The 14,683-nt window shown below is 42.6% G+C and carries 15 protein-coding genes; 4 read left to right on the top strand and 11 right to left on the bottom strand.

The window, feature by feature from the left end; translation table 11 throughout:
* Positions 1-6: 6 nt before the first annotated feature.
* Entirely contained in the window at positions 7-1,320 is a 1,314-nt protein-coding gene (locus tag E2R31_RS00270) for a DUF6630 family protein (protein WP_132972260.1), read from the bottom strand.
* Between the two features lie 53 nt (positions 1,321-1,373).
* Positions 1,374-1,631, bottom strand: a complete 258-nt coding sequence (locus E2R31_RS00265) for a metal-sensitive transcriptional regulator (protein WP_000185156.1) — start codon at positions 1,629-1,631, stop codon at positions 1,374-1,376.
* Positions 1,632-1,813: 182 nt separating this feature from the next.
* Here E2R31_RS00265 and E2R31_RS00260 point away from each other — a divergent pair, with 182 nt between their 5' ends.
* The 3 genes from E2R31_RS00260 to E2R31_RS00250 are packed head-to-tail and all read left to right on the top strand — an operon-like array spanning position 1,814 to position 4,351.
* On the top strand, positions 1,814-2,434 hold the full coding sequence (locus E2R31_RS00260; protein ID WP_380435603.1) for a GTP pyrophosphokinase: 621 nt from the start codon (positions 1,814-1,816) through the stop codon (positions 2,432-2,434).
* A 9-nt stretch (positions 2,435-2,443) separates the two neighbouring features.
* Positions 2,444-3,118, top strand: coding sequence for a response regulator transcription factor (locus tag E2R31_RS00255; protein WP_084947478.1), 675 nt, complete (start codon positions 2,444-2,446; stop codon positions 3,116-3,118).
* Positions 3,119-4,351 carry a sensor histidine kinase gene (locus tag E2R31_RS00250; RefSeq protein WP_084947481.1) on the top strand — a complete coding sequence of 411 codons (1,233 nt, stop codon included), beginning with the start codon at positions 3,119-3,121 and terminating at the stop codon, positions 4,349-4,351.
* Positions 4,352-4,472: 121 nt separating this feature from the next.
* On the opposite strand, the gene E2R31_RS00245 is transcribed toward E2R31_RS00250, so the two are convergent.
* From E2R31_RS00245 to E2R31_RS00200, 9 genes are all read right to left on the bottom strand, one after another.
* Positions 4,473-5,327, bottom strand: a complete 855-nt coding sequence (locus E2R31_RS00245; protein ID WP_125450525.1) for a VOC family protein — start codon at positions 5,325-5,327, stop codon at positions 4,473-4,475.
* 110 nt (positions 5,328-5,437) lie between these two features.
* Positions 5,438-6,475 (bottom strand): aldose epimerase family protein, encoded by a 1,038-nt coding sequence (locus E2R31_RS00240; protein WP_132972258.1) that lies wholly within the window; start codon positions 6,473-6,475, stop codon positions 5,438-5,440.
* A gap of 145 nt (positions 6,476-6,620) precedes the next feature.
* Complete coding sequence (gene lacD / locus E2R31_RS00235) at positions 6,621-7,616, bottom strand: tagatose-bisphosphate aldolase (RefSeq protein ID WP_132972255.1); 996 nt, start codon at positions 7,614-7,616, stop codon at positions 6,621-6,623.
* Between the two features lie 10 nt (positions 7,617-7,626).
* A complete protein-coding gene (locus E2R31_RS00230) occupies positions 7,627-8,793 on the bottom strand; it encodes an SIS domain-containing protein (protein ID WP_132972253.1) in 1,167 nt (388 codons plus the stop codon).
* A gap of 223 nt (positions 8,794-9,016) precedes the next feature.
* Entirely contained in the window at positions 9,017-9,421 is a 405-nt protein-coding gene (locus E2R31_RS00220; RefSeq protein WP_132972251.1) for a PTS sugar transporter subunit IIA, read from the bottom strand.
* A 3-nt stretch (positions 9,422-9,424) separates the two neighbouring features.
* Positions 9,425-10,246: a PTS system mannose/fructose/sorbose family transporter subunit IID gene (locus E2R31_RS00215; protein WP_000185287.1), complete on the bottom strand. Its 822-nt coding sequence runs from the start codon at positions 10,244-10,246 to the stop codon at positions 9,425-9,427.
* Positions 10,233-11,138, bottom strand: a complete 906-nt coding sequence (locus E2R31_RS00210) for a PTS mannose/fructose/sorbose/N-acetylgalactosamine transporter subunit IIC (protein WP_000616994.1) — start codon at positions 11,136-11,138, stop codon at positions 10,233-10,235. Before E2R31_RS00210 ends, E2R31_RS00215 begins: the two co-directional genes overlap by 14 nt.
* 26 nt (positions 11,139-11,164) lie before the next feature.
* Entirely contained in the window at positions 11,165-11,641 is a 477-nt protein-coding gene (locus E2R31_RS00205; RefSeq protein WP_000156968.1) for a PTS sugar transporter subunit IIB, read from the bottom strand.
* The gene (locus tag E2R31_RS00200) at positions 11,638-13,425 is read right to left on the bottom strand and encodes a glycoside hydrolase family 35 protein (protein WP_132972249.1); all 1,788 of its coding nucleotides are present in this window, start codon (positions 13,423-13,425) and stop codon (positions 11,638-11,640) included. Before E2R31_RS00200 ends, E2R31_RS00205 begins: the two co-directional genes overlap by 4 nt.
* A gap of 316 nt (positions 13,426-13,741) precedes the next feature.
* On the opposite strand from E2R31_RS00200, the gene E2R31_RS00195 reads away from it, so the two are divergent.
* Positions 13,742-14,458: a GntR family transcriptional regulator gene (locus E2R31_RS00195; RefSeq protein WP_001007187.1), complete on the top strand. Its 717-nt coding sequence runs from the start codon at positions 13,742-13,744 to the stop codon at positions 14,456-14,458.
* Positions 14,459-14,683 lie beyond the last annotated feature (225 nt).

The raw sequence follows: 14,683 nt of genomic DNA, 5'->3' as shown, positions 1-14,683 counted from the left end.
TAGCAATTACATATTTTTTGCATGGCCGAAACGCTGATTGATTGTGTGACTCAGAGTGACTAATTTTTCCAGAATATCTCTCTTGCAGATAAATAGCACATAACTATCACTATTAATATCCATACAAGCAAGACAGAAATCGTGTCCAGCCCATCTTTCGTCCAAAATTTTACACCAAGTAGGGATGTTATCACCCTCGTCGAACCAATTCTCCTCCAAATCAAGAGTTTGTTTAGCTGCCAGAGGTGCTAGTTGGTACAGAAATTCGTCCTTATCTGTCTTCCAGTCTAACTCAATGACTGCATCCACAGCAAGTAGTTCATCAGCAATAGCAAGCCATTTAATCGTAGATTCATTGACTTCTTCTCCTATGCCCCGCTCATCATATCTCTCTGCATACTGCTTGAAATAGGCTTTCGGTGATTCAAAACAGGAGGTCAAACGAGATCGTACCTCACTATCATCTGTTAGCAATTGGGTTATTTCCTGATAGATTGCGATATTTTTCTGCTCATCTGTCCGCATATCTAGTACAATTTCCCAGTCTTCTAGCTCTGATGTGACTCTGTTCTCCAAATATGCCCGAAGCATGTCTTGAGTTTCTTTCTTGCTCAGCCCATTTTTTTCGTAGATTACATTCTCATTGATCCGTTCAGCATCGGCAACACTGATCTCAAAGTGAAAAGCGTCCGAATCTTCATCCTGACAAACCTGTACAAAATCCGATACAAGCTGACTCCCCTCTAGTTTAACTGGTTGCTGAGGTATTAAAATGAGAAAATCCCTATCACCATCTTGTACAGCTGCCAGTTGCTGCCATACTTCCTCAAGTTCAAAGCCATTTTGTTCCTTCTCACCATCATCTAGCACCCAATCCGCAAAGATTCTTCCGGAAATACTCGCAAAATCTGCTCCCTCATCTCCATCTAGATAAGGCTGATCACTTGTAACAGGGGTCATCACTTTGACTACCTTTTCAGCTTCTTTTTGAATCCAACCTTGTCTAAAGAAATGGGCAACAACGCTAGGCAAAATCAAGACAGGCAGACAAATAAGAGTCCCTGCAAGTGCGAGACCCTTATATCGATTTTTTGTGGGGCTCCCTTCTGATAGCTGATTTAGAAAGTCCGCTACTTGATTGAACAGTTCTCCTCTAGTGACCCAGAATAGGGACAAGCATTCCACACCAAGTAGTACAAGCCAGATAAACGCCATTCGCTTCGCTGCCTGACTACAGATCTCCATTTTAGTTTGTATAGGAATAGCTTCTGCCTCAGGAACACTCTGAAACCATTTTTCTGCTCGTTCTTCTTTTGTCATCTTTCCCACCTGTGATCTACTTTCTTATCCTTGTTCTATCACATAGAGAACTACTATTTTCGTTTGATAAGGTACTGAACAGCTTTTTCTAAGCGCTCTTTTTGAGCCTCAGGGTCGTCTAGGGGTTGGTTGATGCAGGCTGTGAGATTCTCGGTAATGATCATCTCAATCACGCGCTCCACACTCGAACGAACCGCTGTCAACTGGGTAATGATATCTGCACAATCACGATCTTCATCGATCATCTTTTGAATTCCACGCAACTGCCCCTCTGAACGTTTCAGGCGTGTAATATACTTTGAGTTTGTCATCTTCTTATCCTTGGTCGATTTTTCTTCATTATATCTCTAATGGACTCCTTTGTCAAAATTCTCGTTCCCTCTTTATCAATAGAATCTCACCCTGCTATCGCTTTCATGGTATAATAGAATGACAAATACTATTAGAATCTATGCTCGTAGCAATACGAGTCATTCTTAGAATGGACCAGCCTATGAACTCTATCTATGGCCCTTGCGAAGTCTACTTACCCACTATCTTGCAGACCTTTATTCAAGATATGGAAAAAGCCGCAGCTAATTACAAAAAAGAAACCTCCCTCAAACTATATGAGCATTTGCATGCACGCATCAAAACAGAAAAAAGTATGCGTGAAAAATGCCAACGCAAAGGCCTTCCTCAGACGAGTCAATCCGCTCTCAAAGAAATCCGAGATGCTATCGGCGTTCGTATCATCACAGGCTTTACAGATGATATCTACCGCATCGTAGAGTATATTCGTCAGATACCCACCATCCAGATTTTTAAGGAGAAGGACTATATTCGTCAGGTCAAGCCCAATGGCTACCGCTCCTATCATCTGATCCTCGAAGTGACCACTCCCTATCCAGATTGCCTGGGAAATGCCCAAGGTACCTACTTTATCGAGATCCAGCTACGCACGATTGCTATGGACTCTTGGGCCAGCCTTGAGCACCAGATGAAGTACAAGAAAAACATCCAAAATCCTGAACGAATCACGCGCGAGCTCAAACGTTGTGCCGATGAGCTTGCTTCATGCGACTTGACCATGCAGACCATCCGTGATTTGATTCAGCGATCTGACCAAGACTAAGGAGAACCTATGAAAATCCTACTTGCCGAAGATGAAACTCAACTAAATCGCGTCATCACTGTTGCTTTAGAACGCGAAGGCTATAGCGTTGATTCTGTTTTTAATGGACAAGATGCTGTCGAAAAAGCTACAACTAACCACTATCACCTCATGATTTTTGACATCATGATGCCAATTAAAACTGGAATCGAAGCCCTCAAAGAAATCCGCCAGTTGGGCAATACGACCCACATCATCATGCTGACAGCCATGGCTGAAGTAGATGATCGTGTAACCGGACTCGATGCAGGTGCCGACGACTACTTGACCAAGCCCTTCTCACTCAAGGAACTATTGGCTAGGCTCCGTTCTACTGCCCGCCGTCTGGAGGACTATACCCCAGATACGGTCCAATTAGGAAATACTCGCTTGGATATTGACGAACAAGAATTAGCTGCTACAAACAGCATTCGTTTAGGGAAAAAGGAGACTCAACTCTTGACCCTCCTCATTCAGCATGCTAACCAGACCCTCAGTTGTCAACAACTACTAGAGCAAGTCTGGCCAGAGGAGCTGGAAGAAAGTGATTACGAGCTCGTTTTTCTCTATATTTCCTATCTCCGCCAAAAACTCCAAAGCGTTCAGTCCAACTTGCAAATCTTAGGATCTGCAGAAGGGCCTTTCCAACTGATAGGAGGAGACTAGATGTTTCGAAAACTACGCATCAAGTTTATTGTCACAGCCACTGCTGCTATCGCTCTGATTCTTGCTTTCTTTCTGGTCTTGATGAATAGCATCGTCTATACTCAGACAGAGGATAATATCCAAACCGTCCTCTCCATCTTGTCTAAAAATGAAGGCGAACTCCCAATCACAGATGAAACCAAGGAAAATTTCACCAAAAAGAACATCCAGGAAGGGATTATCTACAATTTTCAGTACTTCTCTGTCAGAGAAAAGGGGAATGACTACACTATTTCTCTAGGGAATGTCCAATCACTGACCGAAGCAGACGTCAGAGGTTTTCTCCAGAAAATTCTTAAAAAACCGGAAACCTATGGCACGATTACTCGCAACGGGCGCCACTTCACCTACCAGATTAGTCAGACAGCTTCGGGTAAGCTCCTAGTCTTCTTTGAAGCTACCAACTACATTCGCGAACGGGACACCCTCTTTCAAGTCTCTATTTGGTTATCACTGGCTAGCCTATTTCTCCTTGCTCTGCTCTTTACCTTGATTTCTGGGATTGTTATCCGTCCCTTCGTCAAAAACTATGAAAAGCAACGAATGTTTATCACCAATGCAGGGCATGAACTCAAAACACCACTGGCTATCATCTCAGCCAATACCGAGCTTCAGGAACTCATGGAAGGGGAGACCGAGTGGAGCGTCAGCACCAAAGAACAAACCGAGCGGCTCAATCACCTAATCGGGCGACTCATTCGTCTCGCTCGTCTCGAAGAACAAGAAGACATCAAGCTAACCCAGCAAAATATCTCGCTTATCGCTGAGAAAGTTGCGACAGATTTTGCTCCCCTCTTTAAAAAGGAAGATAAAAACTTTGAAAGTCTGATTGAAGCAGATATCATAGAAAAAGTAGCCCAAGAGGAATTTTATGAGCTTCTTAGCATTCTTCTTGACAATGCCCGCAAATACTGTGATCCAGCAGGCACTATCCGTCTAACTCTCAAACGCAAAGCCTATCTCCTACGCAAGCGCACCTGTATCACTGTGTCTAACGACTACAAAGACGGGCGGCCTGCCAATATTAAACGCTTCTTTGACCGCTTTTATCGCGCTGAAACATCACACAATAACCAAACCACCTCTGGGTATGGCATTGGCCTCTCTATGGCTCAACACCTTGTCAGCCTGTTTAGAGGGAAAATCTTTGTCACCTACAAAAAGCAGGTGATTACCTTTACCATCTGGTTATAGCTATAACTCTTTTACTCTTTATCATTTCATAAAAAGCGAACAAGTCCGCATTCTAAAAACAGAATACGAGCTTGTCCGCCTTTTTCTATGTCTCTAAAATAAATGATGTGTTTTTCACATCTCATCGTGCCAAGCGAATGCGAGTCACAATTCCATCCGGGTCTACAAGATTCAGTTCACTCGAATTTAGCCACTTGATCGGTGCTTCTAGCTCTTGTGCTTGCTTAACGATGGCTAGAAGTTCTTCCTTGCTTTCGACTTCAAGGACATAGTAAGCCAAACCTGGCAAGCCTTGCTCACGCGGAGCTAGCCCTTTTCCAGCCCATTCGTTGACAGCCAGGTGGTGATGGTACTGACCAGCCGCTATCCAACTAGCACTAGGAATGCTAAATTTATCTTCTAGTCCTAACGCCTTTTGATAAAACTGACTCTCCGCGCGACTATCCTTAACCGATAGATGGATATGCCCCATTCTCGTCCCTTCAGCTAGGATAAAGGGATCCACCTTTTCTCCTAACTCATAGATGTCCTGTGCCGCAAGGACTTCGGTCACACCGATAATGCGACCATCTTCTCGAATATCCCATGAAGACACTGGCTTATCACGGTAGAGTTCAATGCCATTTCCTTCCAAATCCTCTAGATAAATAGCCTCACTGTATCCATGATCTGCACCTCCAACCAGAGGAATCCGCAAGTCACTTAGGTGTTTCAAAACATCTGCCAAGGCTTTTCGTGTTGGCAACAAAATCGCCAGATGGTAGAGCCCATAATGCTCCCTTACTTCGCCAGACTTTTCTGCCTGAATCAAGTGAACCAAGGCTTTTCGACCAAGTCCCAAAATCGCTTCTGTCTCTGTTTGGGATAAAATCTCCAAGCCAATAATCTGGTGATAAAAAGCCGTTTGACTCGTTAAATCCTTGACATTTAAAACCACCTCTGCTAGATAAATGTGGCTTTGGTATGCATAAGTCATAGGGTGTCTCCTTTTGTTTGTTGTAACTTTGTTAATTACATCAATTATACACTATTGAGATAAAATGTCAACGAATACAACTCAAAAGAGCTGGAAACCAGCTCTTCTTTTTATTTTACAACAAGCTCGTAGCGAGTTTTGCTGGTGAAAGTTTCCCCTGCTTTGAGAATGACTTGGTCTTTGAGGTCACTGTGAATGGCATCTGGTAAAGCTTGCGCTTCAAGGGCAATCCCATTGTGCTGTACCATTGGCTGGCCTCCGATAATGACACTTTCATCCACAAAGTTTGCTGTGTAGACCACAAAGCAAGGGGCTTCTGTCTTGAAAAGCAAGAAGCGACCTGAATTTTGGTCATAAAGAAAACCAGCATTGTCATGACCTGTAGGAAGAGCAAATGGATGGTCTAAACCAGATACCAGCTGGATTTGCTCATCTTCCTCTGCAAAGATATCCTTCAACAAAGCACCATTGTAGATGTGTTTAACCACATCACGATTAGCATCTGGAGTCTTAGCTGGAACACCGTCTGGAGCGATTGGGTAAATGCCCTCTGTGTTTAATTGGAAGACATGGCGGTCAACTGTCTGCGTGAAATCACCAGACAAGTTGAAGTAGCTGTGATTAGTTGGATTGACCAGCGTATCCTGATCGGTCGTTACCTTGTAGCTGACTTCGTAGGCACCAGTTTCTTCCAAGTGGTAACTAATCCAAATCTTAAGATTGCCAGGAAATCCTCCTGTCCCCTCTGTACGCTCTGTGTAGAGAGTCAAGCCATGGTCGCTCACTTCGACCAATTCAAATAAGCTCGAATCCCAACCCGTTGAACCACTGTGATTACAGTTGCTAGCATTATTGACTTCAAGGTCATAGGTCTTGCCATTGAGCTCAAATGTCGCACCTGCGATACGACCTGCCACAGGACCTACACTCGCTCCATGCTTGGGACTATTGCCTACATAGCTAGCAAAATCATCAAAGCCCAAGATAACATTGGCAAAATTTCCAGCCTTATCAGGCGTTACATAGCGCAAAATGGTCGCACCATAAGTCATGATTTCTAGCTGGTAGCCACCATCAGTCTCAAAGCGATAGGCCAAGACATCCTTACCCTCATGATTTCCAAATACACGCTCTGTGTATGCTTTCATTCTTCTCTCCTTTGATCCATTTTTCTTAAGTAAACAAACCATAGAAAGTGTATTTACCATCTATGGTTGTAGTTTCTATTTTCAGAATCCTTTGTCAGAAAACCTTAAGTCTCTTCTTAACAAAAGGGATTCTTCTATTCTTATTTTATGCTTCTACACGTTCTTTCCATGAAGTCGCTGTTGTTTGAAGAACCTTGTTGAGTTCGTCAATGTTCTCAAATCCAGTTGTGCGAAGCCATTCACGGGCTGCTGCTTCACCATCTTTGATGTAAGCTTCAACTGATCCAGCCCATGTTGCACGGCCGCAAAGAACTCCGTTGAAGTTTGCGCCTGATTCGTGGGCAAAGACAAGGGTTTCTTGGAAGAGTTTGGCTGACACTCCCGCACTCAAGTAGATGTATGGCAAGTTCGTTGCTTCGTCTTGAGCTTTGAAGAAGGCTGCTGCTTCTTCACGAGTATACACGATTTCGCCATCGCCAAAGCCTTCAACGTATTTGACGTTGACTGGAACTTCCACTTTCAAAACATCGATGTTGAAGCGTGGGTCTGAAAAGACCTTCATGGCACCGATAACCTTGTGTGGTTTCACTTTTGCGTATTCTGCAGAACCTGCGTCAGCGATTTTTTCATCGTAAGCGAGGATTTCAAGGAAGAATGGAATGTCTTCCGCCACACACTCAGAACCGATGCGTTCGATGTAGGCTTGTTTTTCTTGGTTGAGTTCGTCAGCGCTGTCTACGTCATAGTAAAGCAAGAACTTAACAGCATCTGCACCTTGTTCCTTGATACGTTTTGCAGACCAAACGTCCAAGCAGTCTGGCAAGCGTTTGGTGCTTGTTGTATCGTATCCTGTTTTCTCATAAGCAAGGAGAAGACCAGCATTGGCATCAAGCGCTTTTGTAGCTGGAAGTCCGTACTCAGGGTCAAGGAGCATTGATGATGCGTATTTGGTCAATTCATCTGCAACCAATACTTTAAGTTCTTCCATTTGAGCGACTGTTGGCTCTTCCGTTTGGTATTGAGCCATGAGGCGTTTCAAAGCACCACGTTGGTCAAAGGCAAGAGCTGAGATAATGCCGTTCTCGTCAGAGAGTTTTTGCAAGCAAGCTACTTTATTAGGACTTAATTGTAATTTACTCATAGACACTTCCTTATTTTTGATAGTCATGAATGATAACACCTTGTACCACACGGTTTACTGTACCTGTAGGAGACGGTGTATCTGGTTTGTTTTCCACTTTGAGCGAAGTCAATAGGGCAAAGAGTTGAGCATAAACGATGTAAGGGAAGACACGGTAAATGTCATTCAAGACACCGCCACAACCAAGGGCTACTTCTTTGACATTTTCAAGACCAAAGGCTTGATCACTCAAAAGCACAACACGACGAGCAATGTGATCACCAGCAACTTCACGAACCAAGTCCAAGTCGTACTTGCGAGTGTAGTCTGACGTTGTGCCAAAGATCAAAACAACTGTATCTTCATTGATAAGAGATTTTGGACCGTGACGGAAGCCGACTGGGCTTTCATACATAGTTGCCACTTGACCAGCTGTTAATTCCAAAATCTTGAGCTGAGCTTCATGAGCAAGGCCAAAGAAAGGACCTGCCCCCAGATAGATGACACGATTAAAGTCGAGGTCAACCAACTCTTTGACATCTTCTGCATTGTCTAGGACCTTACGGGCAAGGTTAACCACAACTTCAAAACGTTCAGCTTTAACAGCAAATTCTGTCGGGTCAAACACCAAGAGTGCTGTCAACATCATAGATGTAAAGCTAGAAGTCATGGCAAAGCCAGCGTCATTGGAAGCAGCTGGTTGCAAGAGCAAGAGATTGCGGTCATCTCCATGAGCTTGAAGAGCCAATTTCCCTTCTGCAGCACATGTAATGGTCACTTGATAGAGGTCATCAACCAAGGCTTTAGCCAGATCAACTGTCGCTACACTTTCAGGCGAATTCCCACTACGAGCAAAGGATACAAGGACAGTTGCCACATCTTTTTTCAGATAGATTTCTGGATTGGCTACAATATCTGTTGTCGCAATGGCATTAAAATTCCATTTGCGTTCGTCATAGACTTCCTTAAAGTATGGTACCAAGGTATCTCCCACATAAGCAGAAGTACCAGCACCCGTTAAGATGACCTTGATATAGTCATGTTTATCAGCGATCCCTTGCAGAAAGGCTGCAATTTCTTCCCGTTTCGCTTGATAGGCTTCAAAAGCCTCTTTCCATACATCAGGCTGTTGGTAGATTTCACGAGTCGTAATTTCCGCACCCAGTTCAAGTAATTCTTCTTTTGTGTAATTTAGCATAGAGTTCCTCTAATCTATTATTGTTTCATTCCTATTGAAAATATGGGAATGGGATTGACTCCCATTCCCATGTATATTCTATATAAAATGCTCTAGCGATTTTTACGTCGTCACATCGTATACTCAATGAAAATCAAAGAGCAAACTAGGAAGCTAGCCACAGGCTGTACTAAAGTACGGCAAGGCGACGCTGACGTGGTTTGAATTTGATTTTCGAAGAGTATTATTCGTCTTCGTCATCATCGAAGCCAGCTAACAAATCATTGACTTTCACAATGCTTTCTGCAGCACGGCCCTTGTAGTCCGCATCTGCACCTGTAAGGCTGGCATTGATAAATTCAATCACCATTGGAAGATTCATCCCTGCGTAGAGTTCAATGTCGCGACCTTCCATGATCAAACGGCTTACCACGTTACATGGTGTTCCACCGAGAAGGTCTGCAAAGACTAGGAAATCATCCAATCCTTCGATAGCAGCTTCAAATTTTGCAGTAAATTCTTCTGGACCATCTTCTGGAAGAAGAGCCACTGCATGAATGTTGTCTTGTGGACCCATAATCATTTCAGTGCTACCTTTAAGTTCTTCACAGAAACGACCATGACTCACCAAAATTAACGATTTCACCATAAATTATGCGCCCATTCCAAGCAAGAATTTACCGATGAATGAAAGACCTACTGCAAGAACGATAATGATACCGATCGCTTTAGTAGAGTTCATACCTTTCTTACCAAGCAACCAGAAGATAAAGGCAGTAAAGATTGCTGGAAGCAAACGTGGGAAGATTGAGTTCAAGATGTCTTGGAAGTCAATCATCTTTTCACCGATTGGCAATTTATAAGAAATCTCAAAGTTGATCATTGTTGCTACAAGAGCACCCATCATGAAGACACCAAGTACAGATGCAGCGTCAATCAAAGCTGTCAAAGTACTTTGCATGTTGTTGATAAGGTTAACCCCTTCTTTGTAGGCAAATTCCAATTGTTTCCAACGGAAGATGTCATATGCAACTGCAACTGCGATCCAAAGGAAGATACCCCATGGTTGGCCAGCGATAGCCATAGTTGCTGCGATAGATCCCATGATAGCAGGTACAAGTGAACCAAAGATTGTGTCTCCAAGAGGAGCAAATGGTCCCATCAAACCTGTCTTGATACCGTTAACGGCATCTTTTGAACCTACACCATCTTTTTCTTCCATAGCAAGGTCAAAACCAGCGATAATAGTGTGGAAGAATGGAGAAGTATTAAAGAATTGAGTATGAACTTTCATCATTTCTTTCAATTCAGGAGTTCCATCCCCATACATTTTACGCAATTGAGGCAAGATCATGTAAAGGTAACCAGAAGCTTGCATACGTTCGTAGTTCCAACCCAATTGGAAAGTAAACAAGCTACGTTTGTTGATTTGATTAAAATCTTCTTTTGTAAGTTTGTAATTAGAATTCGTCATCTTCGATTTCCCCACTTTCTGATGGTGTAGAAGGTGCTGCTACAGCAACTTTTTGGCTGTTCTTGAAGTGAACAACTGCAAGGAAGATACCCACGATAGAGATACCGATCATAGACAATCCTTTGAAGTTGTTAACAAAGCCAATTTTTTCAGCAACTTCAGCAGGAAGAGTGCCAATGATTCCAGCAACTGCTCCACCAAGACTTGTTACGTTTGAGTAAAGAACAGTCAACATAGCTGTCAAACCGAATCCCATAGCAAGGTAGTGAAGGTTACGTTTAACTGGAAGGTAACGAAGCAAGATTGCAAATCCAAGACCTGGAAGCATACGACCTGCAAGAGTCAAACCGTCTGCAACCCATTGGTATTCTTTAACAAGGTTTACAACACCTTGTACGAATTCTCCACCGAAAGCAAGGGCGAAGAATACTGGAAGGGCACGAGAAAGAGCCCAAGGAACTGCACCAAGAAGATAGTTACGTTCGATTCCCTTGTAGTCAAAGCGTTCGATCGCAGCATCAATACGGTGTGCAAAGAAAGTAGTTGTCATACGTCCAAGAACGTCGAAGTATGTCAAAAGTGCTGCTACTGGTACAGCGATTGTTGTAATCGCAAGGTCTGTATCAATACCTTGAGAGATAGAGAATGCTGTTGCAAGAACCGCACCAGAAGTTGCGTCGATACGAGAAGCACCACCGAAGGTACCAACCCCGAGAACGAACAACTGCAAGCTACCACCGATAAACAAACCAGTTGTCACATCTCCCATGATCAAACCAGTAATGAAACCAGCAAATACAGGGGAACCTGCAGATGAAACGATTGTCAACTCATCACAGATTTGATAAGCTGAGTACAAAGTGAGAAGTAAAATTTGCCACCATTGTATCATAACAATGACCTCCTAAAAATTTTTTCCTATTTTAACAAGCTCAAAAAGTCTGAAACTGGATCATTTGGAACCATTTGAGCAGTGAGTTTCACACCTTTTTCTGCCAGTTTGTGGAAATCTTCCACATCCTTATCTACCACATTGATAGAACGTGTGATAGAGCGAGTTTCTGGTGTTTGAGACATATTGCCGACATTGAGTGTTTCAAGCGGAACACCTGCTTCAACCAAACCAAGGAAACGGTCTGGTTTACGTGCAACGATAAAGAGACGTTGGCTATCGTATTTACCAGCAAGGATATTTGCTGCTGCTTTCTCAACTGGCAAGATACTGAGTTTCACACCTGGTGGTGTCGCAAGCTTCAAACCACTCTTTTCAATATCGTTGTTAACAACTTCGTCGTCTACAACCATAATGCGAGAAACGTTTAGTTTCCCTGCCCAAAGATTGGCTACTTGACCGTGGATCAAACGTCCATCGATACGGCATCCTACAATTGTCATAAGTTTTCCCCCTTTATGTGTTTTAGTGTAGGTTTACGAGTTAAATGAATCTCTTCTTTATATTCACCCTCAGTTTCAAAGATGATGATGCGGTTAGCGCCTTCCTTGAGATAGCTATGAGGGATATAAAGTGAGAGGGTCGGGCCGACATTCCAGAAACGCCCTAGGTGACGCCCGTTGACAAAGGCAACTCCCTTACCAAACTCAGACAAGTCTAAGTAGGTATCCTTAGGTTTTTCAACAGTAAAGTCGAAAGCGTAAAAGGCTGGTTGCCCTTCTGTCCATCCTTTTGAAAAATCAATTTTCTCAGGATTATCCAATGGAAGTGGATATTGTTTCCAATTTAACATGAAGTGTAGATCCTTGCAGACACCTGTCCGAATTCCTTTACGTTGCGTATCTGCCAAGAACTTATGTCCGTAGTTGACACGCCCCATATTTTCGACCAAGATATCAATCTCTGAAAAGCCTTCTCTGTTACCCTGACAGTAGATATCTTCACCAATTTCTGTCTGGTATTGAGTGGCGATCCATTGACCATCTACATAGAGTTGAGCTCGGTCACGTCCATCGATGATACGGAGACGTTCCTCTTCTGCATCCCAACTTGCTTCGGTACGATAAAGAAGGTAGCCATAACTCTGACCAAGTTCTTCCATCGCTTTTGGATAGAGGCTTTCAGTTGGACTTGCCAGGCTATCCAGAGTTTCAAACAAGGAAACTTTTTCGACTAGTGGAATGGATTCCATTTCCATGCTTTCCTTGTAAAGTGGTTCCAACTGCGGATACTCTGGGAAGTGTGTCGCCATCATCTTCTTGACTGCTAGGTATTTAGCAGTTGGATTTCCTTCTTCATCGAGAAGGGCATCGTAATCGTAAGATGTAACTTGTGGCAAATCCAGAGTTCCTCGAGCTGAGCAACCATTCATAAAACCAAAGTTTGTGCCGCCATGGAACATATAAAGGTTGATGGAGCCTTGCTCTAACACCTCTCGAACAGCTTCTGCCAACTCTTTTGGATCACGCGTGATGATGGGTTCTTTCCAACGGTTGAACCAGCCATCCCAGAATTCCATGCACATGAGGGGCCATTTCTTACCATGCTCATCAAAGAATTCTTGCATCTGTGAGAAGTTATAAGGAGCTTTAGAACCGAAGTTCCCTGTCACAAAGAGGTCATCTTCGATCAAGGTTCCGGCTTTCAGAGTCGCTCTCCAAGGACCGTCTGAAGTAAAGAGTGGGCAATCAATCCCTCGGTCTTCCATCAATTTTCGAATCGCTCTCAGATAAGACTTATCTTCTCCATAAGAACCATATTCATTTTCGACTTGCATCATGAGAATGTTTCCGCCATTTTCCAACAAGCGAGGCACAAGCCTTGGCAATAATTGGTCATAATAACGAGCAACTGCCTCAATGTAGGCCGGGTCGGACGAGCGGATTCGCATGTCCTTGGTCAAGAGCCAAGCCGGCAAGCCACCAAATTCCCATTCCGCACAGATAAATGGAGACGGGCGTACAATAGCGTAGAGGCCCAAATCTTGTGCAATTTGAAGAAATCTCTCCAAATTTCTGGCACCTTCAAAATCAAACTCCCCTTCAACAGGTTCGTGTAAATTCCAAGCCACATAGGTCTCAACTGTATTAAAGCCAAGCGCCTTTAAGTTATAGAGAGAATGATACCAATCCTCTGCTGGAATCCTAAAATAATGAATGGCGCCGGACAAAATCTTGAACGGTTTTTCGTCTAAATAGAAATCGTCCTCAATTTTAAATCTTGTCATGTTATTACCTCTGACAAATTAAGTTTGCGCTTTCATTTGTTATAATATTAACTATAATCAAATCTCGTGCATTTGTCAATAGGTTTTAGAAAATTATTTAAAATTTTTCTATTTTTTTACTTCTTTTTTACCAAAATTATCTAAAAAATAGCATAAGATGAGAGCTTTTGCACGACCTCTGTTTCGATGACACTTTTATATATGTGCAAAATAATATTTTTAATGTATTATGTTATTTTTGCATCTAAATGCTACTATTTTCTTTGTGTTTGTGGTAAAATCAAAGAAGGAGAAAGAAAAAAATTGAGGTGCAATTATGGCTATTCCAAAATACCAATATATTAAAGACGAACTCAAGAATAAAATCATTTCAGGTCAATTTGCGAGTGGAGACAAGTTTTATACCGAAGCAGAGTTGATCGCCATGTATGATGTCAGTTCTATCACAGTTGTTCGTGCTTTGAACGACCTTGCCAAAGATGGCTATATTGTCCGCCAGCAAGGAAAAGGAACTTTTGTTTCACGCGCTCGTAAGCACAAACTCGTTGAATTTTCAGATGTCGAAATTTTTGAAACAAAAGACGATAAGGTAACTGTCCTTTCTATCGAACGTGGAAATAAGCTTGAATATTTGGAAAAACTTGGTTTGCGTGGAGACCAGTTCTACTACAAGATCGAACGGACACGTCAAACTAACGGTGTGACCTATATCTACCACACTTCTTATATTCCCGAACAATATATCAATGCCAACTATCCAAATCTTGACTATTATAGTTCTATCTATAAACGTTTCAAATTGGATTACCGCATTCACATGACTGATGAGCATTTTGAGGAAATCAACGAAATCGCATTCCCAACACCAGAGCATGCTGCTTCTACGTTGGGAATTGATACACAATTTCCAACTGTCTTCCAAACAAAGACTACAAAACTTGAGGCCACTGGCCAAGTCCTTGCCTATAGTGAAACTTATAAGCGAGCTGACTACTACAAAATCAAATTCATCTCGTGTGATCGAGGTCATTAAGAAAAAGCTTGAGCCTAGCTCAGGCTTTTTCTATGTTCATTATAGCATGCACCACTTGGTATGAACATATGACGAAGGGTAATTCTTTAATTAGTAGTGCTTTTACTAAAAACAAGTTAAATATTGGCTAGATTTTCTTTGTTTTTAGTTTTTTGACAATTTTTTCCTAAATCTTATGATTTCCTCCATTTATTATAGTTCTTTCATAAAGCCGCTTGACTTTTT

The sequence above is a fragment of the Streptococcus downii genome, assembly GCF_004353325.1.
GTDB classification, from domain to species: domain Bacteria; phylum Bacillota; class Bacilli; order Lactobacillales; family Streptococcaceae; genus Streptococcus; species Streptococcus downii.
Note: the sequence above shows the minus strand (reverse complement) of the source record. Positions and strands in the feature narration are given on the sequence as shown.